Origin of the sequence: Serratia aquatilis, from assembly GCF_044865145.1 — a bacterium.
GTDB classification, from domain to species: Bacteria; Pseudomonadota; Gammaproteobacteria; order Enterobacterales; family Enterobacteriaceae; genus Chania; species Chania aquatilis.
Genome location: NZ_CP173186.1, coordinates 4,356,141 through 4,379,399 on the forward strand (window position 1 = coordinate 4,356,141; position 23,259 = coordinate 4,379,399).

19 protein-coding genes are annotated in these 23,259 nt (G+C 52.0%); 7 read left to right on the forward strand and 12 right to left on the reverse strand.

All coding sequences use genetic code 11. The annotated features are described in order from the left end of the window. Positions 1-183 precede the first annotated feature (183 nt). The 6 genes from lptD (at position 184) to apaH (ending at position 6,948) form a co-directional block, all read left to right on the forward strand. On the forward strand, positions 184-2,550 hold the full coding sequence (gene lptD / locus SAQUA_RS19660; protein ID WP_380678747.1) for an LPS assembly protein LptD: 2,367 nt from the start codon (positions 184-186) through the stop codon (positions 2,548-2,550). 63 nt (positions 2,551-2,613) lie between these two features. Continuing rightward, positions 2,614-3,915, forward strand: coding sequence for a peptidylprolyl isomerase SurA (gene surA, locus SAQUA_RS19665; protein WP_380678749.1), 1,302 nt, complete (start codon positions 2,614-2,616; stop codon positions 3,913-3,915). Further along, positions 3,902-4,894, forward strand: coding sequence for a 4-hydroxythreonine-4-phosphate dehydrogenase PdxA (pdxA, locus tag SAQUA_RS19670; RefSeq protein WP_380678751.1), 993 nt, complete (start codon positions 3,902-3,904; stop codon positions 4,892-4,894). The genes surA and pdxA overlap by 14 nt, the downstream gene beginning before the upstream one ends. After that, positions 4,887-5,705: a 16S rRNA (adenine(1518)-N(6)/adenine(1519)-N(6))-dimethyltransferase RsmA gene (gene rsmA, locus SAQUA_RS19675; protein WP_380678753.1), complete on the forward strand. Its 819-nt coding sequence runs from the start codon at positions 4,887-4,889 to the stop codon at positions 5,703-5,705. The genes pdxA and rsmA overlap by 8 nt, the downstream gene beginning before the upstream one ends. Before the next feature lie 12 nt (positions 5,706-5,717). Next, positions 5,718-6,095, forward strand: coding sequence for a Co2+/Mg2+ efflux protein ApaG (gene apaG, locus SAQUA_RS19680; RefSeq protein ID WP_380678755.1), 378 nt, complete (start codon positions 5,718-5,720; stop codon positions 6,093-6,095). 1 nt (position 6,096) lies between these two features. Continuing rightward, positions 6,097-6,948: a bis(5'-nucleosyl)-tetraphosphatase (symmetrical) ApaH gene (gene apaH, locus SAQUA_RS19685; protein WP_380678757.1), complete on the forward strand. Its 852-nt coding sequence runs from the start codon at positions 6,097-6,099 to the stop codon at positions 6,946-6,948. A 59-nt stretch (positions 6,949-7,007) separates the two neighbouring features. Here apaH and folA read toward each other — a convergent pair whose 3' ends face one another. From folA to SAQUA_RS19700, 3 genes are all read right to left on the reverse strand, one after another. Beyond that, complete coding sequence (gene folA, locus SAQUA_RS19690) at positions 7,008-7,487, reverse strand: type 3 dihydrofolate reductase (protein WP_380678829.1); 480 nt, start codon at positions 7,485-7,487, stop codon at positions 7,008-7,010. Positions 7,488-7,683: 196 nt separating this feature from the next. Next, the gene (locus SAQUA_RS19695; RefSeq protein ID WP_380678759.1) at positions 7,684-8,148 is read right to left on the reverse strand and encodes a threonine/serine exporter; all 465 of its coding nucleotides are present in this window, start codon (positions 8,146-8,148) and stop codon (positions 7,684-7,686) included. Beyond that, positions 8,145-8,945, reverse strand: a complete 801-nt coding sequence (locus tag SAQUA_RS19700; RefSeq protein WP_380678761.1) for a threonine/serine exporter ThrE family protein — start codon at positions 8,943-8,945, stop codon at positions 8,145-8,147. Before SAQUA_RS19700 ends, SAQUA_RS19695 begins: the two co-directional genes overlap by 4 nt. Positions 8,946-9,073: 128 nt before the next feature. Between SAQUA_RS19700 and SAQUA_RS19705 the strand changes: the two genes are divergently transcribed. Further along, positions 9,074-9,688 carry a LysE family translocator gene (locus SAQUA_RS19705; RefSeq protein ID WP_380678763.1) on the forward strand — a complete coding sequence of 205 codons (615 nt, stop codon included), beginning with the start codon at positions 9,074-9,076 and terminating at the stop codon, positions 9,686-9,688. 49 nt (positions 9,689-9,737) lie between these two features. On the opposite strand, the gene kefC is transcribed toward SAQUA_RS19705, so the two are convergent. The 9 genes from kefC to ileS form a co-directional block, all read right to left on the reverse strand. Beyond that, a complete protein-coding gene (gene kefC, locus SAQUA_RS19710; protein ID WP_380678765.1) occupies positions 9,738-11,603 on the reverse strand; it encodes a glutathione-regulated potassium-efflux system protein KefC in 1,866 nt (621 codons plus the stop codon). After that, positions 11,596-12,156 carry a glutathione-regulated potassium-efflux system oxidoreductase KefF gene (gene kefF, locus SAQUA_RS19715; protein WP_380678767.1) on the reverse strand — a complete coding sequence of 187 codons (561 nt, stop codon included), beginning with the start codon at positions 12,154-12,156 and terminating at the stop codon, positions 11,596-11,598. Before kefF ends, kefC begins: the two co-directional genes overlap by 8 nt. 207 nt (positions 12,157-12,363) lie before the next feature. Further along, the gene (gene carB / locus SAQUA_RS19720) at positions 12,364-15,588 is read right to left on the reverse strand and encodes a carbamoyl-phosphate synthase large subunit (RefSeq protein WP_380678769.1); all 3,225 of its coding nucleotides are present in this window, start codon (positions 15,586-15,588) and stop codon (positions 12,364-12,366) included. Between the two features lie 24 nt (positions 15,589-15,612). Next, the gene (gene carA / locus SAQUA_RS19725; RefSeq protein ID WP_380678771.1) at positions 15,613-16,761 is read right to left on the reverse strand and encodes a glutamine-hydrolyzing carbamoyl-phosphate synthase small subunit; all 1,149 of its coding nucleotides are present in this window, start codon (positions 16,759-16,761) and stop codon (positions 15,613-15,615) included. A gap of 469 nt (positions 16,762-17,230) precedes the next feature. Next, positions 17,231-18,052 (reverse strand): 4-hydroxy-tetrahydrodipicolinate reductase, encoded by an 822-nt coding sequence (gene dapB, locus SAQUA_RS19730; RefSeq protein ID WP_380678773.1) that lies wholly within the window; start codon positions 18,050-18,052, stop codon positions 17,231-17,233. 437 nt (positions 18,053-18,489) lie between these two features. After that, positions 18,490-19,443: a 4-hydroxy-3-methylbut-2-enyl diphosphate reductase gene (gene ispH / locus SAQUA_RS19735; protein ID WP_380678775.1), complete on the reverse strand. Its 954-nt coding sequence runs from the start codon at positions 19,441-19,443 to the stop codon at positions 18,490-18,492. Beyond that, positions 19,424-19,894 (reverse strand): FKBP-type peptidyl-prolyl cis-trans isomerase, encoded by a 471-nt coding sequence (gene fkpB / locus SAQUA_RS19740; RefSeq protein WP_380678777.1) that lies wholly within the window; start codon positions 19,892-19,894, stop codon positions 19,424-19,426. The genes ispH and fkpB overlap by 20 nt, the downstream gene beginning before the upstream one ends. 1 nt (position 19,895) lies before the next feature. After that, positions 19,896-20,402 (reverse strand): signal peptidase II, encoded by a 507-nt coding sequence (gene lspA, locus SAQUA_RS19745; protein ID WP_380678779.1) that lies wholly within the window; start codon positions 20,400-20,402, stop codon positions 19,896-19,898. A gap of 13 nt (positions 20,403-20,415) precedes the next feature. Further along, positions 20,416-23,232 carry an isoleucine--tRNA ligase gene (gene ileS / locus SAQUA_RS19750; protein ID WP_380678781.1) on the reverse strand — a complete coding sequence of 939 codons (2,817 nt, stop codon included), beginning with the start codon at positions 23,230-23,232 and terminating at the stop codon, positions 20,416-20,418. Positions 23,233-23,259: the final 27 nt, after the last annotated feature.

Sequence of the window (23,259 nt, forward strand, 5' to 3'; positions counted from 1 at the left end):
GCACGCAAGGGTTAAGGCGATTTTTTCCAAGATTTCGATTATCATACCTGTCATTTATCTCCGCGCCTAACGACGACGCTGTCGAATGGCGGTATTTAGCACTAGCGCAACCCTGATGAGTGATATAGTCTCTGACCGTTTGCCGGACACGACGCCTCTGATGACGGAACACCAAAATCGCGTATGAAAAAAAGCTTCCCAACACTGCTGGCCACGTTGATTTGGACGGCACTTTATAGTCAGCATGCGCTGGCAGATCTTGCCGAGCAATGTATGCTCGGTGTTCCAACTTACGATAGCCCTATCATCACAGGCGATCCCAATGAGTTGCCCGTCACCATACGTTCCAATGACTCACGTGCCGATTTTCCTGGTAGCGTGTTATTCACCGGTGACGTCTACATCGAGCAAGGTAACAGCACCCTGACCGCCAAACAGGTTGAGCTGAATCAAACGCAAAAAGACGGCCAGCCTGACCCTATACGCACCGTCACCGCCACAGGCGATGTGCATTACGCTGATAATCAGATAAAACTACAAGGGCCAAAAGCCTGGTCAAACCTGAATACCAAAGATACGGACGTCTATCAGGGTGATTATCAGATGGTAGGCCGGCAGGGGCGTGGTGACGCCGACAAGATGAAAATGCGTGGGCAAAATCGCTACACCATTTTAGAGAACGGTTCTTTTACTTCCTGTCTGCCGGGTGATAACAGCTGGAGCGTGGTGGGATCGGAAGTGATCCATGATCGGGATGAACAAGTTGCCGAAATCTGGAATGCTCGCTTCAAGATTGGCAAAGTACCGGTGTTCTACAGTCCCTATATGCAATTGCCGATAGGTAGTAAGCGCCGTTCAGGTTTCCTGATCCCCAACGCCAAATACTCCACCAACAGCGGCTTTGAGTTCATCCTGCCGTATTACTGGAACATTGCACCGAACTTTGATGCCACCATCACGCCGCACTATATGTCGCGCCGTGGCCTGCAGTGGCAGAACGAATTCCGTTATCTGGTTCAACCTGGTTTGGGCACTCTGGCGCTCGACTGGATGCCAAGTGACCGCCAGTTTGAAACTGATCATGGCGATGCCGACGACAGCAAACGTTGGTTGTTCTATTGGGGCCACAGCGGTGTAATGGATAAAGTATGGCGCTTCAGCATTGATTACACCAAGGTAAGCGACCCTTATTACTTCACCGATCTGGTTTCAAAATATGGTTCAACCACCGACGGTTATGCCACGCAGAAATTCAGTGCCGGTTATGCCGATGAGAACTGGGATGCCACGCTGGCATCGAAACAATTCCAGATTTTCAGCGGTATAGGTAACCAGAATGCCTACCGCGCCCAGCCACAATTGGATCTCAACTATTACCAGAACGATATTGGTCCGTTCGACTTGCGCACCTACGCTCAGGTGGCCAAGTTTTCCAGCGTGAATCCCAACAATCCGGAAGCTACCCGCTGGCATATTGAGCCCACACTCAATCTGCCATTGGTCAACAGTTGGGGAAGCTTGAATACCGAAACCAAGCTACTGGCTACACATTTCCAGCAGGATATTCCTAAAGGATTTGCGGCAGATTACGCCAGCCGTAGCCTCAATAGCCAGGCTCCAGAACTTGATGACTCGGTCAACCGCGTTATGCCACAGCTCAAAACTGACGGCAAGGTAGTGTTTGAACGCAGCATGGATTGGTCACAAGACTACACTCAGACCATTGAACCACGCCTTCAGTATCTTTATGTGCCCTACCGCGACCAAAGCAATATCTACACCTATGACTCGACCCTGTTGCAGACCGACTATTCTGGCCTGTTCCGCGATCGCTCATACAGCGGCCTGGACCGTATCGCTTCGCAGAATCGACTGGCAACAGGTATTACTTCGCGCATTTATGATGATGCGCTAATTGAACGTTTCAACGTTTCTGTTGGTCAAATCTACTATCTCAGCCGTTCGCGGACCGGGGATCAAATCAGTAGCTTTGACAAGAATGATGACACCGGAAGCGTAGTATGGGCTGGTGACACTTATTGGAAGATTGATGATCGTTGGGGCCTGCGTGGCGGTATGCAATATGATACTCGTCTTGCCAGCGTCGCTTTAGGCGATGGTGTAGTCGAATACCGTCAAGATGAGAATCGAGTGGTTCAGTTGAACTATCGTTATGCCAGCCCGGAATATATTTCGGCTACTCTGCCGGATATCAGTAACCCAGGTTATCAGGACGGTATTTCACAATTGGGCTTGGTCGCAAGTTGGCCGATTGCCGATCGCTGGGCCGTTGTTGGTGCCTATTATTATGACACCCGGGCGAAGCAGACCGCCAATCAGTTGGTCGGCTTGCGCTATAACACCTGTTGCTGGGCAGTCAATCTGGGGTACGAACGCAAGATCACTGACTGGGATTACGGTAACCAAACCAGTAAGTATGATAATAAGGTTTCGTTCAACATTGAATTACGTGGTTTGAGCAACGATCACAGCCTTGGTAGCTACGAAATGTTGCGCTCCGGTATTTTGCCATACCAGCGCGCATTCTGATTGTTAGTACATTGAAAAACGACAACTTTCACCCGCATTTGCGGACTAGATAATGGGAAATGTATGAAGAACTGGAGAACGCTTCTTCTCGGGTTGGTAGTTTGTGCCAATACCGCGTTCGCAGCACCCCAAGAAGTTGATAAAGTCGCTGCCGTCGTCGATAACGGCGTGGTACTTGAGAGCGATGTAAAAGGTTTAATGCAGTCGGTAAAACTCAATTCGCAGCAGTCTGGTCAGCAATTGCCTGACGATAAAACGCTGCGCCATCAGATCCTTGAACGTCTGATCATGGATAATATCCAATTGCAGATGGCACAAAAAATGGGGATCACCGTTTCCGATGCCGATCTGGATAAAGCGATTACCAATATCGCCGCCCAGAATAATATGTCGCTTGACCAAATGCGAAGCCGTCTGGCGTATGAAGGTCTGAACTACAATACCTACCGGGCGCAAATCCGTAAGGAAATGTTGATTTCGGAAGTTCGCAACAATGAAGTTCGTCGGCGTGTGACTATTCTGCCGCAGGAAGTTGAAGCATTAGCCAAACAGGTGGGCGCACAGAATGGCGGCGAGACAGACGTGAACCTCAGCCACATCCTGATCCCGCTACCAGAGAACCCATCCCAGCAGCAAGTGGATGAAGCCGAAGCGCTGGCAAAACGCTTGGTGGGTGAAATCAACGGAGGTGCGGACTTCGGCAAGCTGGCAGTGACCTACTCTGCTGATTCTCAGGCCCTGAAAGGCGGCCAGATGGGTTGGGGCAAACTGCAAGAAATGCCAACCTTGTTTGCAGAAAGGCTGATAAACGCCAAGAAAGGTGATGTTATTGGGCCTATCCGTTCCGGCGTTGGTTTCCATATTCTGAAAATGAACGACATCCGCGGTGGTACCCAGTCAGTTTCAGTGACCGAAGTACACGCGCGTCATATTCTGTTGAAAACCTCTGTTGTGATGACCGACGATCAGGCCAGGGCAAAACTGCAGGAAGCGGCTGAGTCTATCAAAAGTGGTAAAACCAAGTTTGAAGATGAAGCCAAAAAACTTTCTCAGGATCCCGGTTCAGCGCTGCAAGGTGGCGATCTGGGTTGGGCATCTCCAGACATGTACGACCCAGCATTCCGCGATGCACTGCTGAAACTGCAAAAAGGAGAAATCAGCCAACCGGTTCACTCCTCATTCGGCTGGCATCTGATTCAGTTGTTGGATACTCGTCAGGTCGATAAAACCGACGCAGCCCAGAAAGATCGTGCTTATCGCATGTTGTTCAACCGCAAGTTTGCAGAAGAAGCGCAAACCTGGATGCAGGAACAGCGCGCTGCCGCTTACGTGAAAATCCTCGATGGAAGCAATGCACAGCAATAAACGCATCGTCATAACCCCCGGCGAGCCAGCCGGGGTTGGGCCGGATTTGGTCACCGCACTGGCGCAACAGGATTGGCCTGTTGAACTGGTGGTGTGTGCCGATCCGGCCTTGCTGCTTGATCGGGCCCGCGATTTGAAGCTGCCGCTGACGCTGCGCGATTATCAAGCCGATCATCCTGCACAGCCACAACGTGCGGGCACCTTGACGGTATTACCCGTTACAGCTCCAGCGGGTGTGGTGGCTGGCGAACTCGACGTAGCCAACAGCGCATACGTGGTACAAACCCTTGCACGTGCCTGCGATGGCTGCCTGAATGGGGAGTTTGCTGCTCTGGTTACCGGGCCAGTGAACAAGGGGGTCATTAACGATGGCGGTATCCCATTCATCGGCCATACCGAGTTTTTTGCCGAGCGTAGTCACTGTGAACGCGTAGTGATGATGCTGGCCACAGAAGAGTTGCGTGTCGCCCTGGCAACAACCCATCTGCCCTTGCTGGCCGTTCCTGGTGCTGTCACCCAACAGAGTCTGTTTGAGGTGATCACCATTCTCGATAGCGATCTGAAAACCAAGTTCGGCATCGCACAACCGCAGATTTACGTCTGCGGCCTGAATCCTCACGCTGGGGAAGGTGGCCACATGGGGCGTGAAGAGTTGGACGTCATCATTCCTGCTCTCGAGATCCTCCGTGGCCGTGGTATCCACCTGGTGGGGCCGCTTCCCGCAGATACATTGTTCCAGCCGAAGTATCTGCAGCATGCCGATGCGGTCCTGGCGATGTATCACGATCAGGGTTTGCCTGTATTAAAATATCAGGGGTTTGGCCGTGCGGTAAATATCACGCTTGGCTTACCCTTTATTCGTACCTCGGTCGATCACGGTACCGCATTGGAATTGGCTGGCACCGGCACTGCCGATGCAGGCAGTTTCAAAACGGCCTTAAGTCTCGCCATTAAAATGATAATTAATTGTAATGAATAATAGAGTCCACCAAGGGCACTTTGCCCGCAAACGTTTTGGACAAAACTTTTTAACCGATCAGTTTGTCATCGACAGTATTGTCTCGGCCATTCATCCGCAGCCGGGTGAAGCCGTCATTGAGATTGGGCCGGGTCTAGGAGCATTAACCGAACCGGTAGGGGCACGTATGGACCGCATGACAGTGATCGAACTGGATCGCGATCTGGCGGCACGCCTGGCCAATCACCCACAATTAAAAGACAAGCTCACCATTCATCAGCAAGATGCCATGACGGTGAACTTCTCAGAAATGGCAGCCGAAGCAGGCCAACCGTTGCGCGTATTTGGTAACCTGCCGTATAACATTTCTACACCGCTGATGTTCCATCTTTTCAGCTATACTTCCGCTATTCATGACATGCACTTCATGTTACAGAAAGAGGTGGTAAACCGCTTGGTTGCAGGCCCGAACAGCAAAGCATACGGGCGTTTGACCGTGATGGCTCAGTATTACTGTAATATTATTCCGGTGCTGGAAGTGCCGCCAACCGCGTTTGCTCCACCACCCAAAGTGGATTCCGCCGTAGTACGTCTGGTGCCGCACGCCGTGATCCCTAACCCGGTCGGCGACGTGCGTATGCTAAGCCGTATTACTACTCAGGCGTTTAACCAGCGTAGGAAAACCGTCCGCAACAGTCTGGGTGATCTGTTCTCGCCAGAGCAGTTGACGGAACTCGGCGTCGATCCGACGCTCAGGGCTGAAAATATTTCTGTAGCGCAGTACTGTAAGCTGGCAAACTGGCTTTCAGCACAACAGGCTCCACAGCAATAAGGAGTAGTGATCATGATTGATTCGCCTCGTGTCCGTATTCAGGTTCAAAGCATCTATGTAGAAACACAATCAATACCTGAGGAAGAGCGTTACGTTTTCGCGTATACCGTAACAATCCGTAATCTGGGGCGTTTTGACGTGCAACTGCTGGGCCGTTACTGGTTAATTACCAACAGTAATGGTCGCCAGACCGAGGTTCAGGGCGAAGGTGTGATTGGTGAACAACCGATCATCAGGCCCGGCAGCGAATTTCAATATACCAGCGGTGCGGTGCTCGAAACACCGCTGGGTACCATGGAAGGCCATTACGAAATGGTTGATCACCAAGGTCAGCCATTCCGTACCGCTATTCCTGTGTTCCGCTTAGCCATTCCTACGTTGATCCACTAATATGTCGACATATCTTATCGGCGACGTTCATGGCTGTTTCGATGAACTCCAGTCGCTATTAGCGCAGGTTAATTTCGACCCACTGCATGACCAACTATGGCTAACTGGCGATTTGGTCGCTCGCGGTCCGGACTCCCTCAAGGTGTTACGTTATGTCCGTTCACTTGGCACTGCGGTACGAATGGTGCTGGGTAATCATGACCTGCATTTACTGGCTGTATATGCCGGTATCAGCCGTAACAAACCCAAGGACCGGATCACGCCGCTTCTGGAAGCCCCAGACGGCGATGAACTGGTCAATTGGTTGCGGCGGCAACCCGTGTTGCAGGTTGATAATGAGCGCAAGCTGATCATGGGCCATGCTGGCATTACCCCGCAGTGGGATATTGAAACCGCGCAAATGTGTGCTCGTGAAGTGGAAGCGGTACTCAGCAGTGACAGCTATCCGCTGTTTCTGGATTCAATGTACGGTGATATGCCAAACAATTGGTCTTCGGAGCTGAGTGGTCTATCACGCCTGCGTTTTAGCACCAATGCATTGACCCGCATGCGTTACTGCTTCCCTAATGGGCAACTAGACATGATCTGTAAAGATGCGCCAGGAGAGGCTTCGGCGCCGTTAAAACCCTGGTTTGATTTACCACGCTTGGTTGACCCAGAATTTACCATCGTTTTCGGTCATTGGGCGTCATTGGAAGGCAAAGGAACACCGGCAGGCATCATCGGCCTGGACACGGGCTGCTGCTGGGGGGGAGATCTGACCATGTTACGCTGGGAAGACAAACAGTACTTTACCCAACCTTCCAACCACCGCGATATGTTTGACGGAACCGAGTCGCAGACTGCGTTTTAGCCAAAAACACCATGAGCATCTGTTCAGACTGCAACAGATGCTCATTTCTGTTAGCCGCCTTAGCGGCGTTCTAAAATTTCAAAGCAATAGCTGTGGGAATTCAATGCGTCAGCGTCATGGAATTCGCTAAACGAGGTTTCCCATTCATCGGGTTCATAATCTGGGAAATAAGTGTCCCCACCTACTTCAGCATCAATATGCGTCAGATACAGCCGGTTGGCCCGTGGCAGGAACTGGTTATACACCCGCCCTCCGCCCATCACCATGACCTCTTCTGCATCGCCAACTGCTGCCAACGCCTCTTCCAGTGAGGTTACCCAAGTCACACCTGGATCAGTGTCTGGGCTACTGCTTAAAACGATATTATGACGGTTCGGTAACGGACGGCCAATTGACTCAAATGTCTTACGCCCCATAATTACCGGTTTATTCAAAGTATTACGTTTAAACCACGCTAAATCTGCCGGCAGGTGCCACGGCATGGCATTCTCCATACCAATGACGCGATCCGCCGCCAAAGCAGCAATCAGGCTGATAATCATTATTTAACCCTGTGTAGGCAGAAAAATTGCTCACACTATACGTAAAGCCCCAGCAACCGTCGATAGGCTAATCGAGCTATGTGAATATATAAGACGGGTCTTATTCTGATAAATACTATACCGTCGCCTTTCAAGTTGCATGGGTATGCAGCCAAATCCTTAGCCGATGTTACCTGATTGAGCGGAACACCGGTTAAACACCCGGGCGTTTGCGATACAGCCACAATCCCGGTACCGACAGGCCGATCGACAAAGCTCCCACGATAAAACAGGCTTTAAGGAAGTTAGAGATCATTAGCGACATCAGCGCCTCGCTGTAACCAAGATGCGAAATCTCCACCACACTGATCATCGCGGTATACGCCGAGATACCAGGAAACATGGGAATAACGGCGGCAACGGTGAAGACCTTTGGATGTGCGAGCAACCAACGCGACCAGTTAATCCCGATAACCCCGATCAAGATCGCAGCCAGAAAAGAGGCCCACTCGATATTCATGCCGAAATGCATCATCAGCATACGTGAACCATGCCCCAAAGCACCAAGCAAGGCACAGTAACGCAGCGCACGCATTGGCACATTGAATACCATAGCAAATCCCAACGCCGGCACAGCGGCTAGTAGCATGTCCTGCAAAAGCGCCCACAGCAGACTCATGACCACCCCCGTAAACCCCATAAAGACATGGCCATCACCACGCCGATACAGGTTGCCAGCGTCAACAGACTGGCCATGGCCCAACGGGCCAACCCGGTATTCACATGGCCTTTAAACATATCAGCCACCGCATTAATTAGCGGGAACCCCGGCACCAGCAACAAAACGCTGGCCGCCATTGAAACACTTGAGGTCTGGCTGAATATCGTTAATCGCAGCAGCAGGCCAGAAATCGATGTTGCTACAAATGCTGTCAGACAAAAATTAATCAGTGGATTCATATGGTGCGCAGTCAACACCTGGCGAACAAACATCGCACATCCACTCGCCATAAACGTTACGGCAAAAGCATCCATACCGCCGCCGTTGAGCATGCTGAAGCAACCACAAGACAACCCAACCATCAAAACGACCAGCCAGCGGGGATAACGTAGTGGACGAAGCTTTTCAAAGCGCCGAGCCACATCGTGCGCATCAGCCAAATGGTGTTCGGCGAGGATCACAATGTGCTGAACCTCAGTCACCATTTGCATGTTAATCCCACGATCGATGTTCTTCCGCGTCGTGGTCAAGCAAGCATCATTACTGATGGTGGTCAGCACCACTGCGTTGGCGGAGATAGAGCTTTCAACACAATCCATGCCCAGCGCCAGTCCTAAACGGGTGGATAATTGTTCCACGATCATGCTTTCAGCGCCGTGTTGCAGCAGCAGCAGCGCACACTGAATGCACAGACGGGTAATTTCCCGCTGTTGCCGGCTTACTCCCGGTATTTCTATGGTTAATTCCTGATTCATGTGACTCAACCGCTTTCCCTAATAGATGTTCATCATATAACCAAAGATTACAGCAATAGGTTGATGCGTATCAGGGGGAGTAGCTTTATTATCGGTGAGATAAAACCTTTTCCTCAGAGACTCCGCTTATGCTTGAAACCACACTCCTTGTCGCTAGTATTGCTACTCTGGGGATGCTCTCCCCAGGGCCCGATTTTTTCCTGGTAATCAAAAATGCGGCTCGCTATCAACGTCTGGCAGCAATGATGACGGCATTCGGTGTGATCTGCGGTGTTGCGACCCATATGTCCTACTGTGTTGCTGGCTTGGCCGTGGTGATCACCACCACACCATGGCTGTTCAACATGCTGAAATACGCTGGTGCGGTTTACCTGATCTGGATTGGACTGCATGCTTTGTTATCACGCGGTGGTGGTAACATCAACGTTAGCGAGCAGCCCCAACAATATGTCAGTCTGAAAAATGCATTTATGCAGGGGTACCTGTGTAATCTACTCAACCCGAAAGCCACCCTGTTCTTCCTTGCCGTATTCACTCAGATACTGCAAATCAATTCGGGTTTCGGTGAAAAGCTATGGTATGCGGGAATTATTTTTGGTCTTGCCGCAGTTTGGTGGCCCATTGTGGTGTTTTTGATCCAAAGTGGCCCGGTTCGTCGGGGGTTGGAAAAAACACAAACGGTGGTCGACAAGCTGCTGGGTGGCATGCTTATTGCGCTGGGTGTTAAGGTGGCACTGAGTTAAGAACAGGTAAAGTACTGGGCAAGCGACTTCCCTTACCCAGTTCTCTCTTTTACCGCAAACTTTCCCCCTTCGCTTCTACCACTTCTTCTTCTGGCGCTTTACCGTCAATACTGCCTCGCCAGCCGGTTTGCTGCACACGGGACAGACGTTGCTGATCCTGTTCAATAGCTTCTACCAGCATATCTTTTGACCGTTGCAGGCTGGCAATACGGAATTCGGTATCCTCGTAGTTCTCCAACGTCTCTTCCAGCATCTTCAGGTTATAGCGGCGGAAGGTATCTGCTTTTTCCCGAGCTTCATAGGCGTCCAGCCCGAGTAATTCAAGGGTTTCTCGCCCAATCAGCAGAGAACTTTCAAAGGTTTCGCGCGCCGGTTTATCCACTCCCAAGCGCCGTAATTGATACCAGTGGCCCACATCGCGGGCTCGCGCCACCACTTTTAGATGCGGGAAGTGGCGTTTGACCAACTCTGTCAATTGCAGGTTAGCTTCAACATCATCAATGGCGTTAATCAGTATCTTGGCATGCTCTGCGCCTGCGGCTTCCAGCAGGTCGGCGCGGGTTGCATCGCCATAAAACACTTTAGTGCCGAATTTGCGCAGCGTTTCGATATGGTCGGGATCATGGTCCAGCACCACAGTACGCACACCATTCGCCAACAACATACGGCCTGCGATTTGGCCGAAACGGCCAAATCCAGCGATGATCACGCTAGCATTCTCTTCGTCGATAACATCTGCAGGGCGATCGTCTTGCGGGGTTTTCTTGGCCAGCAAAGTGGAGGCGACCAATAACAGCGGAGTGGCGGCCATCGAAAGTGCTACCGCCAGCGTCAGCGATTTGGCCCACTCAAGAGGTAGAACGCCAGCTATCTGCGCAGCGCCAAAAATCACAAACGCAAACTCACTACCCTGCCCCAGCAAAATGGCAAACAGCCCGCGTTGGCGCTTTGGTACACCAAGCATTGGTGCAATCAGCCACAACAGCAGCGCTTTTAGTAACATAAAACCGAACAGCAGCGAAGCGATCAACAATGGATGGCGAAACAAGGTGCCGAAGTCGATCGACATACCAACGCCAATAAAGAACAGACCGAGCAGCAGGCCTTTAAACGGCTGGATATCACTTTCCAGCGCATGGCGGTACTCAGAGCTGGCCAACAGCACGCCAGCAAGAAATGCCCCCATCGCCATTGAAAGACCGGCCATTTCCAGCAGAATACCGAAACCAAATACCAGAAACAGTGCCACGGCGCTAAATACTTCGCGCATTCCGGAGCGGGCGACAAAATGCAGCAAAGGTCGGGTAACGTAACGCCACAGCAGTATCACCACTGCCAGCGCGCCAACGACCTTGGTGGCCGAGAGCACAAAAGCGCCCAGCGTCGTTGCGGCACCGCTGTTTGACAATAGCGGGATCATCGCCACCAGCGGGATCGCTGCAATATCCTGAAATAGCAGCACCGCAAACGCACTGCGGCCTATCGGCGAAGGCATCAGGTTACGCTCACTCATCGCCTGCATGGCAATAGCGGTGGAAGAAAGGGCCAGAGTCAGGCCAATCAGTAAGGCAATTTTCCAATCCAGCCCCAGGAAATAGCAAAATACACTCAATACCAGGCCACAACCCACCATCTGGATACAGCCGCCGCCAAACACCGAAGACCGTAGTGTCCACAGCCTCTTGGGATCCAGTTCAAGGCCGATGATAAACAGCATCAGTACGACGCCTATCTCGGCAAAGGCCAGGATAGATTCGGCGTTAGACACCAGTTTCAACCCCCAGGGGCCAATAATACAACCTGCGATCAGATACCCCAGCACTGAGCCCAACCCCAGCCGCACGGCTATCGGCACCAATAAACCAGCGGCTCCCAGATAGATTAGCCCCTCAATCATCATCCCGTGATTATCCATGTGCGGATCCTTGCTCTGCGATTTGCTCACGGTGTTGCATAAGGTACTGCATCAGCCGATGGCGATAAGCTTCTCCAGCGGCTATCAGCGCCGGTTCATTACAGGTAAAGGTGCCATGCACCGCAAAATACGGCTGCCAGTTCATGCCGCAATAGATAGCCGTGGCCTGAAGAGGTTGGGCAAGTACCGCGAAGCTGGGGGAATCCCCCAATGCAAAATGCTGTTCATCGCCACCGCTGGTCACCGCCCATAGGCAGTCTTTCCCCATCAGGGCATTACCCTCGTGGCCATAAGCCCAACCGTGCTCCAACACTTTGTCGATCCACAGTTTCAGCAGCGGCGGCAAGCTATACCACTGCATCGGATGTTGCAGCACGATCATATCGGCACGTTCAAGCGCACGCTGTTCGGCTTTAATATCGATATCGAAATCTGGATACAGCTCATACAGAACACGGATCTCCACTCCTGGAATATCTTTTACTGCCTGTAAGAGTCGCTGGTTTGCATGAGAGTGACGGGGATAAGGATGAGCGTAAATAATCAGGATCATGGAGGCTTACCGTTTCATATCATTTTTAAAACATAGACCAATGGCACAGAATGACATTTTAAACAGGGATTGATAGCCGAAAATTTTATCGGTCATAGACAAATTGACAGATGAATGGTACCGAGAGGTAGCACAGAGAGGGAAGAGATTTTGTGGCAGATTTATTCGAACACCCGCCCTAGCCGAGACCAAGGCGGGTTATTCAGTTTACTTACCGATGCGCGCGTGCAACTCCTGTACTGAAGTTACCTGCTCGGTAGGATCCGCTCTCAACGCCATTGCGGTGGCAAAGCCGCCGTTCATCGTGGTGTCGTAATGCACTTTATACTGCAGTGCACTGCGGCGGATCAGCTTGGAGTCCTCAATTGCCTGACGGCCTGCGGTGGTATTGACGATGTAAGTGTATTCACCATTCTTGATACGATCCTGAATGTGTGGACGCCCTTCATGCACCTTGTTGACCAGACGCGGGTTAATCCCTGCTTCGCCAAGCACTACAGCGGTACCGTGCGTCGCATCCAGCTCAAAGCCCTGCTTGAGCAGGCTGGCGGCTAAATCCACCACGCGGGCCTTATCGCCTTCACGCACCGAAAGCAGCGCACGTCCCTGTTTCTTCATCCCTGAGTTACTGCCCAGCATCGCTTTGGAGAAAGCTTCAGCAAAGGTGTGGCCAACCCCCATCACTTCGCCGGTCGAACGCATTTCTGGCCCGAGAATAGGGTCAACGCCCGGGAACTTGTTGAAAGGCAGTACCACTTCTTTCACCGAATAATAAGGAGGGATAACCTCTTCGGTCACTCCCTGCTCAGTCAGCGATTTACCCGCCATGACTCGCGCAGCCACTTTCGCCAGCGGCACACCGGTAGCCTTGGAGACAAACGGCACGGTACGTGCTGCACGCGGGTTCACTTCAATCAGGTAAACTTCGTTGTTTTTCACCGCAAACTGCACGTTCATCAAACCACGTACCTGCAGCTCGAAAGCCAGTTTTTCAACCTGCTGACGCATCACGTCCTGGATCTCTTTACTCAGGGTGTAAGCAGGCAGCGAACATGCGGAGTCACCGGAGTGTACGCCGGCCTGTTCGATGTGCTCCATAATGCCGCCGATCAGCACGCGCTCGCCGTCACAGATTGCATCCACATCCACTTCAATTGCGTCATCAAGGAAGCGATCCAGCAGTACCGGGGCATCATTCGACACGCTGACCGCATTCTGGAAGTAGCGGCGCAGGTCGATTTCGTCATTAACGATCTCCATCGCACGGCCACCCAGTACGTATGATGGGCGTACCACCAACGGATAACCGATTCCCGCAGCCTTCTCTACTGCCTGTTCGATGGTTGCCACGGTGGCGTTGGCAGGCTGTTTCAGACCCAGGCGATTGACCGCCTGCTGGAACCGCTCACGGTCTTCCGCACGGTCAATGGCATCTGGGCTGGTACCGATAATCGGTACACCGGCCGCTTCCAGCTCACGTGCCAGCTTCAGCGGGGTTTGCCCGCCGTATTGCACGATCACGCCTTGCGGTTTCTCGATACGGACGATTTCAAGCACGTCTTCCAGCGTAACTGGTTCAAAGTAGAGGCGATCTGACGTGTCGTAATCGGTAGAAACGGTTTCCGGGTTACAGTTGACCATAATGGTCTCGTAGCCGTCTTCACGCAGGGCCAAAGAAGCGTGCACACAGCAGTAATCGAATTCGATACCCTGTCCGATACGGTTTGGCCCACCGCCGAGTACCATCACTTTCGGACGATCGTTGGTCGGGTTGGATTCGCACTCTTCTTCATAGGTGGAGTACATGTAGGCGGTATCGGTAGCAAACTCAGCCGCACAGGTGTCCACTCGCTTATAAACCGGGTGCATGTTGAAGCTGTGACGCAACTTGCGGACTTCGTTTTCCGAAACGCCAGCCAGTTTGGCCAAGCGGGCATCGGCAAAGCCTTTGCGTTTTAATGTCCGCAGGAAATCTTCATTCAGACCATTGATGCCCTTTTCGGCAACCTGCTCTTCCAGGCGTACCAATTCTTCGATCTGCACCAAGAACCAGCGGTCCACGTTGGTTAGATTGAAAACCCCATCAACAGACATACCGGCGCGGAAAGCATCGGCGATATACCAGATACGATCTGAACCGGCATCTTTCAGTTCGCGGCGGATCTTGGTCAGCGCTTCAGGATCGTCCAGACTCACTTTCGGATCGAAACCGGTAGCACCAACTTCCAGGCCACGTAGCGCTTTCTGCAAAGATTCCTGCTGGGTGCGGCCAATAGCCATCACTTCGCCGACAGATTTCATCTGTGTGGTCAAACGGTCATTGGCACCGACAAATTTCTCGAAGTTAAAACGAGGAATTTTGGTCACAACGTAGTCGATAGAGGGCTCAAACGAGGCTGGTGTACGGCCACCGGTAATGTCGTTCATCAGTTCATCGAGGGTGTAACCCACCGCCAGTTTGGCAGCGATTTTAGCAATCGGGAAACCGGTCGCTTTCGATGCCAGTGCCGAAGAACGGGATACACGTGGGTTCATTTCGATGACGATCAAACGACCGTTTTTCGGATTCACCGAGAACTGCACGTTGGAACCGCCGGTTTCAACGCCGATCTCACGCAGCACCGCCATCGAGGCATTACGCATGATTTGGTATTCTTTGTCAGTCAACGTCTGTGCGGGTGCAACGGTAATCGAGTCACCGGTGTGGATGCCCATCGCGTCAAAGTTTTCGATGGAGCAGACAATGATGCAGTTATCATTCTTATCGCGCACCACTTCCATCTCGTACTCTTTCCAACCGATCAGCGATTCGTCAATCAGCAACTCTTTGGTCGGCGACAGGTCCAGACCACGCTCACAAATCTCTTCGAACTCTTCGCGGTTATAGGCAATCCCTCCGCCGGTTCCACCCATGGTAAATGAAGGGCGAATAATGCACGGGAAGCCGACATCAGCAGCCACCGCCAACGCCTCTTCCATATTATGGGCAATACCGGAACGCGCCGTATCCAAGCCGATCTTCTTCATGGCAATGTCGAAACGGCGGCGATCTTCAGCTTTGTCGATGGCATCGGCGGTTGCGCCGATCATCGTTACACCAAATTCTGCCAGTACCCCCTGGCGCTCCAACTCAAGCGCACAGTTCAGGGCTGTCTGCCCGCCCATGGTCGGTAACACCGCATCGGGGCGCTCTTTTTCAATAATCTTGCGTACCACTTCCCAGTGAATAGGCTCGATATAAGTTGCATCAGCCATTTCAGGGTCGGTCATAATGGTTGCTGGGTTAGAGTTGACCAGAATAACGCGATACCCTTCTTCACGCAGCGCTTTACACGCCTGGGCACCAGAGTAGTCGAACTCACACGCCTGGCCGATGACAATCGGGCCAGCACCGAGGATCAGGATGCTTTTTATATCTGTACGTTTTGGCATGGCTAAAATGGCTCCTGATGCTGATTATTTGGCGTTGGTACGGTAAGTCTCAATCAGTTCGATAAAGTGATCGAACAACGGCGCGGCATCGTGCGGACCTGGGCTGGCTTCAGGATGCCCCTGGAAGCTGAACGCCGCTTTATCCGTGCGATGTATCCCTTGCACCGTGTGGTCAAACAGGGATTTATGCGTCACCCGCAGATGAGCTGGCAGAGCATGTTCATCCACAGCAAAACCATGGTTTTGCGCGGTGATCATCACGGTATTGTTATCCAGATCTTTTACCGGATGGTTACCGCCGTGGTGACCAAGCTTCATTTTCATGGTTTTCGCACCACTGGCCAGTGCCAGCAGTTGGTGGCCCAGGCAGATACCGAATACCGGAATATCCGTTGCCAGGAACTGTTTGATAGCGGTAATTGCGTAGTCACAGGGCTCCGGATCGCCAGGGCCATTGGAGAGGAAGATACCGTCCGGGGCCATTTTCAAAACCTCTTCCGCAGAGGTTTGTGCAGGCACGACGGTCAGACGGCAACCACGATCCACCAGCATACGCAGGATATTGCGCTTCGCACCGAAATCGTAAGCCACCACATGGTAGGGCAATTCGCCTGCAGTTTTAGCCTGAGGTAAGTCGCCTTCCAGAGTCCAACTCCCCTGTTGCCAAGTGTAGGCTTCTTTGGTGGTGACCTCTTTGGCCAGATCCATCCCTTTCAGGCCGGGGAACGCTCGCGCTTTTTGCAGCGCCAGTTCGGCATCGGTCACATCACCCGCAATGATGCAGCCATTTTGTGCACCTTTCTCACGCAATAGACGCGTCAATTTGCGGGTATCGATATCGGCAATCGCCACAATGTTATTGCGCTTGAGGTATTCCGATAGCCCTTCTTCGTTGCGGTAGTTGCTGGCAATCAGAGGAAGATCGCGGATGACAAGGCCTTGAGCATGAACAGCGGAGGATTCTTCGTCGGAAGCATTGGTGCCGACATTGCCAATATGGGGATAAGTAAGAGTAACGATCTGGCGGGAGTAGGAAGGATCAGTGAGGATTTCTTGATAGCCGGTCATCGACGTATTGAAGACCACTTCCCCCACTGCCGTACCTTGCGCCCCAATGGCCCGACCGTGGAATTGGGTTCCGTCTTCCAGAACCAATAGCGCTGACTTATTCAAAACACCCTCCGAGGAATAATAAATCACAATATTTGCATATTAATTCAGAAATCGCGATCTAAATCAATGCAAAAACCGCCCTCAAGGCTAATTTTTGGCAAATTGGGCGCATTTTAATGATGAGTGCTACGTTTGTCTACACAAAGCACAATTTTTTATCACAATTTTGCCGCCCTTAGGTTCAAACTGGCTTCACAGCCATAAAAACATATAGAAACTTGGCTTGGTAAACGGTTGCGAGGCACAATGACAGAAAAAAATGCTTAAAACAGCTAAAATCGGCCGACCTCAAACAAAAAATAGCTTTCAGATAGGAAAAATAGAGAGGTAACCATAAAAAACGCAGTACTCAGCAAAATATCAATTCGTAACCAATATTTTCATGGTTAAAAAAAAGGGTAATAAAATTATCACCCTATTATCATAGTATTATGACCAATTTCACCACATCATATTGGCATCAAGATCACTATAACTGTTCTAAACCAAGCACATCTCGCATATCAAACAGCCCTTTTTGCTGCTTTGACATCCAGACAGCGGCACGTACCGCGCCATTGGCAAAAGTCATACGGCTCGATGCTTTGTGAGTAATTTCCACTCGCTCGCCAATATCTGCAAACATAGCGGTATGTTCACCCACAATATCCCCTGCGCGGATGGTGGCAAAACCGATACTCTTAGGATCGCGCTCACCGGTGTAACCTACACGTTGGTAAACCCCGCACTCTTTTAAATCACGGCCTAACGCACCAGCAATCGCTTCGCCCATAGCCAGAGCCGTGCCAGAAGGGGCATCAACCTTGTGGCGGTGATGTGCTTCGATAATTTCGATATCGGTATAATCGCCCATGACCTTGGCGGCTTTTTCTAGCAGTTTGAGCACTACGTTAACACCAACGCTAAAGTTGGCAGCAAATACGATACCAATCTGTTGTGCCGCAGCCTGGATCGTCGCTTTACCCGCATCGTCAAAACCGGTGGTGCCAATGATCATGCCTTTCTTATGTGCCACGCAGAATGCCAGATGGGCTAAAGTGCCCTCAGGACGGGTGAAATCGATCAGGATATCGAAATCACTGGCCACGTTATCCAGGCTATCGCTGACGGTTATCCCCAGCGCACCAACACCGGCCAGTTCCCCAGCCTCGGTACCCACCAAGCTTGAGCCTGGGCGCTCTAGTGCTGCCCCCAATACCACACCTTGCGCCTGCTGCACGGCCTGGATGAGTTGGCGCCCCATACGGCCACCGGCCCCCGCAATTGCAATGCGGATCTGTGAATCTGTCATGCTTATCTCTCTTATTGGTCAGAAGCCAATCCTCGGCTATTGGTGCAGAGTAACTTCCTCACCTAATCACTACCAGAGGATTTCATTGCGGATTAGAAAATTATGATATTAGTGACATTTCATCAGCAACGCTGTCAATTGATTAACAATATTCCGCTGAAAATGGGGGCGCCTTCCTGCATAATCATGCACTACTTATGCATTCACATGAATGCGCGCAAAAACTCAATTTGAGGTTGATGACAAAGTCGCCTTCTGACCCGAGATACCCGGGCCTAGCGCACCGAGGGGCGCTCCGACGGCTTACGCCGTTACGACCCCATCGGCACGCTCTCCCTAATAACGGGGTTTGTCAGCAGTCTGAATTTTGTTCTTTCTATTTCTGTAAATGCAAAACGGGGAGCCTAGGCTCCCCGTTGTTTAATCCCATCCGGCTATCAGTCGATCTGCTTGATATCTACCCGTAGCTCTTTCGGGACTTCAAATACGATATTTTCTTCGCGACCACTGATTTCGTGAACGTCTTTGCAACCTAACGCCAACAAACGACTGATTACATCCTGAACCAGCACATCTGGGGCAGATGCTCCTGCTGTCACACCAATGTTGTTAGCGTCTTTCAACCAGACTTCCTGAATATCTGCCGCAGAATCGATCAGGTAAGCCGGTTTGCCTACACGCTGCGCCAGTTCTGCCAGACGGTTGGAGTTTGAGGAGTTTTTGGAACCCACAACTAGCACTACATCGGCATCGCCCGCCAGACTACGAACGGCTTCCTGTCTGTTGGTGGTGGCATAACAAATATCGTCTTTACGCGGCCCGATAATATCCGGGAAACGCTTGCGCAGTGCGTCGATCACATCGGAGGTATCATCCACTGACAGCGTGGTCTGCGTCATAAAGCACAAGTTATGCTCATTCTTTACCTGCAGCTTCAAGACATCCTCTGGTGACTCTACCAAGTACATGCCCCCTTTAGGGTTGCTGTACTGGCCCATGGTTCCTTCCACTTCTGGATGCCCGGCATGGCCAATAAGGATCGCTTCGGTTCCTTTACGGCTGGCACGCGCCACTTCCATATGTACCTTGGTCACTAACGGACAGGTAGCATCAAACAGCATGGTAAGATCGCGCGCTTTGGCTTCAGCCCGAACGGCTTGTGAAACACCGTGCGCAGAGAAGATCAGGATCGAACCATCCGGCACTTCCGCGATCTCTTCGATAAAGACCGCGCCACGTTTTCGCAGGCTATCTACCACATAGCGGTTGTGTACCACTTCGTGGCGTACGTAAATAGGCGCTCCATAAATCTCCAGCGCCCGTTCCACAATGCTGATAGCACGATCCACTCCCGCGCAAAAACCTCGTGGGTTAGCCAGCAATATCTGCATGCTTTGCCTCCTGATGAGGGTCGATCTCCAACACTTCGATATCAAACGTCACCGCATGCCCTGCCAGCGGATGGTTGAAATCAACGGTGATAGAGTCGTCTGCCACTTCACGCACCATACCAGGCATCTCGCTACCATCCATTGCCGTAAACAGCATGATGGTGCCAACTTCCGGCACCCCCGTTTCGGTAAAGTCACGGCGCGAGAAGAACTGGACCAAATCAGGATTCTCGGTACCAAACGCCGCTGATGGCTGCAGAGTAAAGGTACATTTATCCCCTGCCCGCAGCCCGAGCAACTGCTGCTCGAGCGGCGCAGACAGGCTACCATCACCCAAACGGAACAACGCCGGCTTGCCGCTAGCATGAGTTGATTCGGCGGTCGTTCCATCAGCCAGTTTCAGCGTAAAATGCGCCAGCAATGTACTATTGTTGTTAACCTGAGCCGTCATATCACTTACCTTCGCTCTTGACACTTTTCTTCGCTGGCAAGAACCCTTCCAGTATGATCATCGCTGCACCGACGCAAATAAAGCTGTCGGCAAGATTGAAGGTCGGGTAATGCCAGTTTCCGATGTAAAAGTCGATGAAGTCGACCACAAAACCATGCCATAAGCGATCAAACAGGTTACCGAGGGCTCCACCGATAATAAAGGCATAGGCAATGTTGTTCAGCTTCTGCTGGGCACTGCTGCGATACATCATCACCAACAACGCCACCACGATAGCAATGGCGATGCCGGCAAAGAACCACCGCTGCCAACCATCGTGATCCGCCAGGAAACTGAACGCTGCACCGTAGTTACGTGCATAGTACAGATTGAATGACGGGAACAGCGGCTGGCTCTGGCCCAGCACGAAGTTATTCAGGATCCACTGTTTACTGGCCAGATCCAGCACCAGCACCACAACTACCAACCACAGCCAGCGCAAGCCGGTCGAACTTATCGGTCTACTCATCAGGCGCTTGTTCTCAGGCAAAGTTACGTTTTTCGCCGTCGCCGGCTACGTTAGTGACACAACGGCCACAGAGATCTGCATGTTCTGCCACCTGGCCAATGTCGGTGGTGTAATGCCAGCAACGCGGGCATTTCTCACCAGCAGCGGTACTGAACGCAATTTTCAGCCCTTTCATCAGTTCACTTTGCTGTGCATCCGCTGGAGCATCCGCAAGCGGTGCTACGCTGGCTGCCGAGGTCAATAAGACAAAACGCAGTTCATCCTGCAGGCTGTTCAGGCTCTCGGCCAAGTCGCCGTCGGCATACAGTGTTACCGCGGCCTCCAAGGAACCGCCAATGCGCTTATCTGCACGAGCCTGCTCCAGCACCTTGTTCACTTCGCCGCGAACTTTCAGCATCTCGGCCCAGAAAGTATCATTCATGCCTTCGCCGTCAGCCAGATCGAACAGGCCATCGTACCACTCTTCGGTAAACACGAACTGTGCACGCTTACCCGGCAGGAAGCCCCAGATTTCATCAGCGGTAAACGACATGATCGGTGCCATCCAGCGGACCAGCGCTTCTGCAATGTGGAACAGAGCTGTCTGGCAGCTACGGCGGGCTACGCTATCGCTCTTCGCGGTGTATTGGCGATCTTTAATGATATCCAGATAGAAGGAGCCCATTTCCACCGAGCAGAACTGCATCAGGCGCTGTACCACTTCATGGAAATCATAGTTGGCATAGGCTTGCTCAATGTCCTGTTGTGCCGCCAAGGCGCGACCTACAGCCCAACGATCCAGTGTCACCATCTCATCCGCCGCCACACAGTCGGTGCTTGGATCAAACCCATTCAGGTTAGCCAGCAGGAAGCGCGCGGTATTACGGATACGGCGATAGGAATCGGCCGCACGCTTGAGGATCTCGTCGGAAACCGCGATCTCACCGGTATAATCGGTAGAAGCGACCCACAGACGCAGGATATCCCCTCCCAACTTGTTCATCACGTCCTGTGGACTGATGGTGTTGCCAATGGATTTGGACATTTTGCGGCCCTGACCATCAACGGTAAAGCCATGAGTCAGCACTTCTTTATAAGGGGCTTTCCCTTTCATAGCCGTTGAAATCATCAACGATGACATGAACCAGCCACGGTGTTGGTCGGAACCTTCCAGATACATGTCGGCGCCGTGCCCATTGAATTCTGGGCGCACATCCACCACCGATGAATGCGTTGACCCGGAGTCAAACCATACATCCAGCGTATCTGGCACTTTGACATAATCAGCCGCATCTACACCGAGGATCTCGGCAGCGTCCAGATCCCACCATGCCTGGATCCCGTCTTGCTCGACACGCTTGGCCACTTCTTCCATCAGCTCTACGCTGCGCGGATGAAGCTGCTCGGTATCTTTGTGGACAAACAGCGACATAGGCACGCCCCAAGTACGCTGACGGGAGATACACCAGTCCGGGCGGTTTGCTACCATCGTTTCGATGCGCGCCTGGCCCCATTCCGGGATCCACTGCACGCCTTTGATCTCTTCCAGCGACTGCTTGCGTAAGCCATTCTGATCCATGCTGATGAACCACTGCGGCGTAGCACGGAAGATGATTGGCGTTTTGTGACGCCAGCAGCACGGATAACTGTGCTGCAATTTCTCAACGTGCAGCAATGCGCCTTTTTCACGCAGCAGCTCAACGATCATATCGTTGGCCTTGAACACGAACTTGCCGTCCAGAGATGGATAAGTGCCCGTTAGATAGCAGCCGTTTGGCCCAACCGGGTTGGCAACTTCAAGACCGTATTTCTGGCCGATGACAAAGTCGTCCGGCCCGTGGCCTGGAGCGGTATGAACCGCGCCGGTACCGGCGTCCAGCGTGACGTGCTCGCCAAGTACAACGGGTACGTCAAAACCCATGAACGGGTGGGTGAAACGCATCAGTTCCAGATCGCTGCCTTTGCAGCTACCCAACACTTCCCAGTGGGGAATGCCCGCGCGCTTCATTACGCTCTCAACCAATTCAGCCGCCAGGATCAAGCATTGGCCTTCTACCTGCACCAGTTGATAGACAAACTCCGGGTTCAGCGAGATAGCACGGTTGGCTGGCAACGTCCAAGGTGTGGTTGTCCAGATCACCAGAGAAACTGCGCCATTGACGCTGCTAGCACCAAATTTGGCTGCTACAGACACCGGATCGACAGCATGGAAAGCCACGTCGATGGATGGCGAGGTTTTATCGTAATATTCAACTTCCGCTTCCGCCAGGGAAGAACCGCAGTCCGTACACCAGTGCACCGGCTTGGCACCTTTCAACAGATGACCATTGCTGATGATCTTACCGAGTGCACGGATAATGTTAGCTTCGGTTTTGAAGTCCATGGTCAGATACGGGTGTTCCCAGTCGCCAAGGACCCCCATACGGATAAAGTCTTTTTTCTGGCCTTCTATCTGCTCAGCGGCATATTCACGGCATTTCTTGCGGAACTCTGCTGGCGTCAGCTTCTCACCCGGTTTGCCATATAGCTGCTCAACCTTGAGTTCGATCGGCAAGCCGTGGCAGTCCCAGCCAGGAACGTAAGGCGAGTCGAAACCTGCCATTCCTTTAGACTTGATAATAATATCTTTGAGGATCTTGTTTACCGAGTGACCAATATGCAGACTGCCATTCGCATACGGAGGGCCGTCATGCAGAATGAAGGATTTCTTACCCTTTTTGGCAGCCCGAATAATCCCGTACAGCCCCTGTTCATTCCAACGGTTGAGCATGCCAGGTTCGCGCTTGGCGAGATCGCCGCGCATCGGGAACCCTGTTTCCGGCAAGTTCAGGGTATTCTTGTAGTCACTCATTAGATTCTCGATCTCGTTTCGGTTCGT

What these genes read in the sequence shown, in the direction of transcription:
- SAQUA_RS19695 (WP_380678759.1), bottom strand. Translation starts at nt 8,148, where the DNA reads ATGAGTCTGCTGTGGGCGCTTTTGCAGGACATGCTACTAGCCGCTGTG.
- rsmA (WP_380678753.1), top strand. Translation starts at nt 4,887, where the DNA reads ATGAATAATAGAGTCCACCAAGGGCACTTTGCCCGCAAACGTTTTGGA.
- pdxA (WP_380678751.1), top strand. Translation starts at nt 3,902, where the DNA reads ATGCACAGCAATAAACGCATCGTCATAACCCCCGGCGAGCCAGCCGGG.
- carB (WP_380678769.1), bottom strand. Translation starts at nt 15,588, where the DNA reads ATGCCAAAACGTACAGATATAAAAAGCATCCTGATCCTCGGTGCTGGC.
- lspA (WP_380678779.1), bottom strand. Translation starts at nt 20,402, where the DNA reads ATGAGTAGACCGATAAGTTCGACCGGCTTGCGCTGGCTGTGGTTGGTA.
- SAQUA_RS19705 (WP_380678763.1), top strand. Translation starts at nt 9,074, where the DNA reads ATGCTTGAAACCACACTCCTTGTCGCTAGTATTGCTACTCTGGGGATG.
- apaH (WP_380678757.1), top strand. Translation starts at nt 6,097, where the DNA reads ATGTCGACATATCTTATCGGCGACGTTCATGGCTGTTTCGATGAACTC.
- ileS (WP_380678781.1), bottom strand. Translation starts at nt 23,232, where the DNA reads ATGAGTGACTACAAGAATACCCTGAACTTGCCGGAAACAGGGTTCCCG.
- dapB (WP_380678773.1), bottom strand. Translation starts at nt 18,052, where the DNA reads ATGACAGATTCACAGATCCGCATTGCAATTGCGGGGGCCGGTGGCCGT.
- fkpB (WP_380678777.1), bottom strand. Translation starts at nt 19,894, where the DNA reads ATGACGGCTCAGGTTAACAACAATAGTACATTGCTGGCGCATTTTACG.
- kefC (WP_380678765.1), bottom strand. Translation starts at nt 11,603, where the DNA reads ATGGATAATCACGGGATGATGATTGAGGGGCTAATCTATCTGGGAGCC.
- ispH (WP_380678775.1), bottom strand. Translation starts at nt 19,443, where the DNA reads ATGCAGATATTGCTGGCTAACCCACGAGGTTTTTGCGCGGGAGTGGAT.
- SAQUA_RS19700 (WP_380678761.1), bottom strand. Translation starts at nt 8,945, where the DNA reads ATGAATCAGGAATTAACCATAGAAATACCGGGAGTAAGCCGGCAACAG.
- lptD (WP_380678747.1), top strand. Translation starts at nt 184, where the DNA reads ATGAAAAAAAGCTTCCCAACACTGCTGGCCACGTTGATTTGGACGGCA.
- apaG (WP_380678755.1), top strand. Translation starts at nt 5,718, where the DNA reads ATGATTGATTCGCCTCGTGTCCGTATTCAGGTTCAAAGCATCTATGTA.
- kefF (WP_380678767.1), bottom strand. Translation starts at nt 12,156, where the DNA reads ATGATCCTGATTATTTACGCTCATCCTTATCCCCGTCACTCTCATGCA.
- surA (WP_380678749.1), top strand. Translation starts at nt 2,614, where the DNA reads ATGAAGAACTGGAGAACGCTTCTTCTCGGGTTGGTAGTTTGTGCCAAT.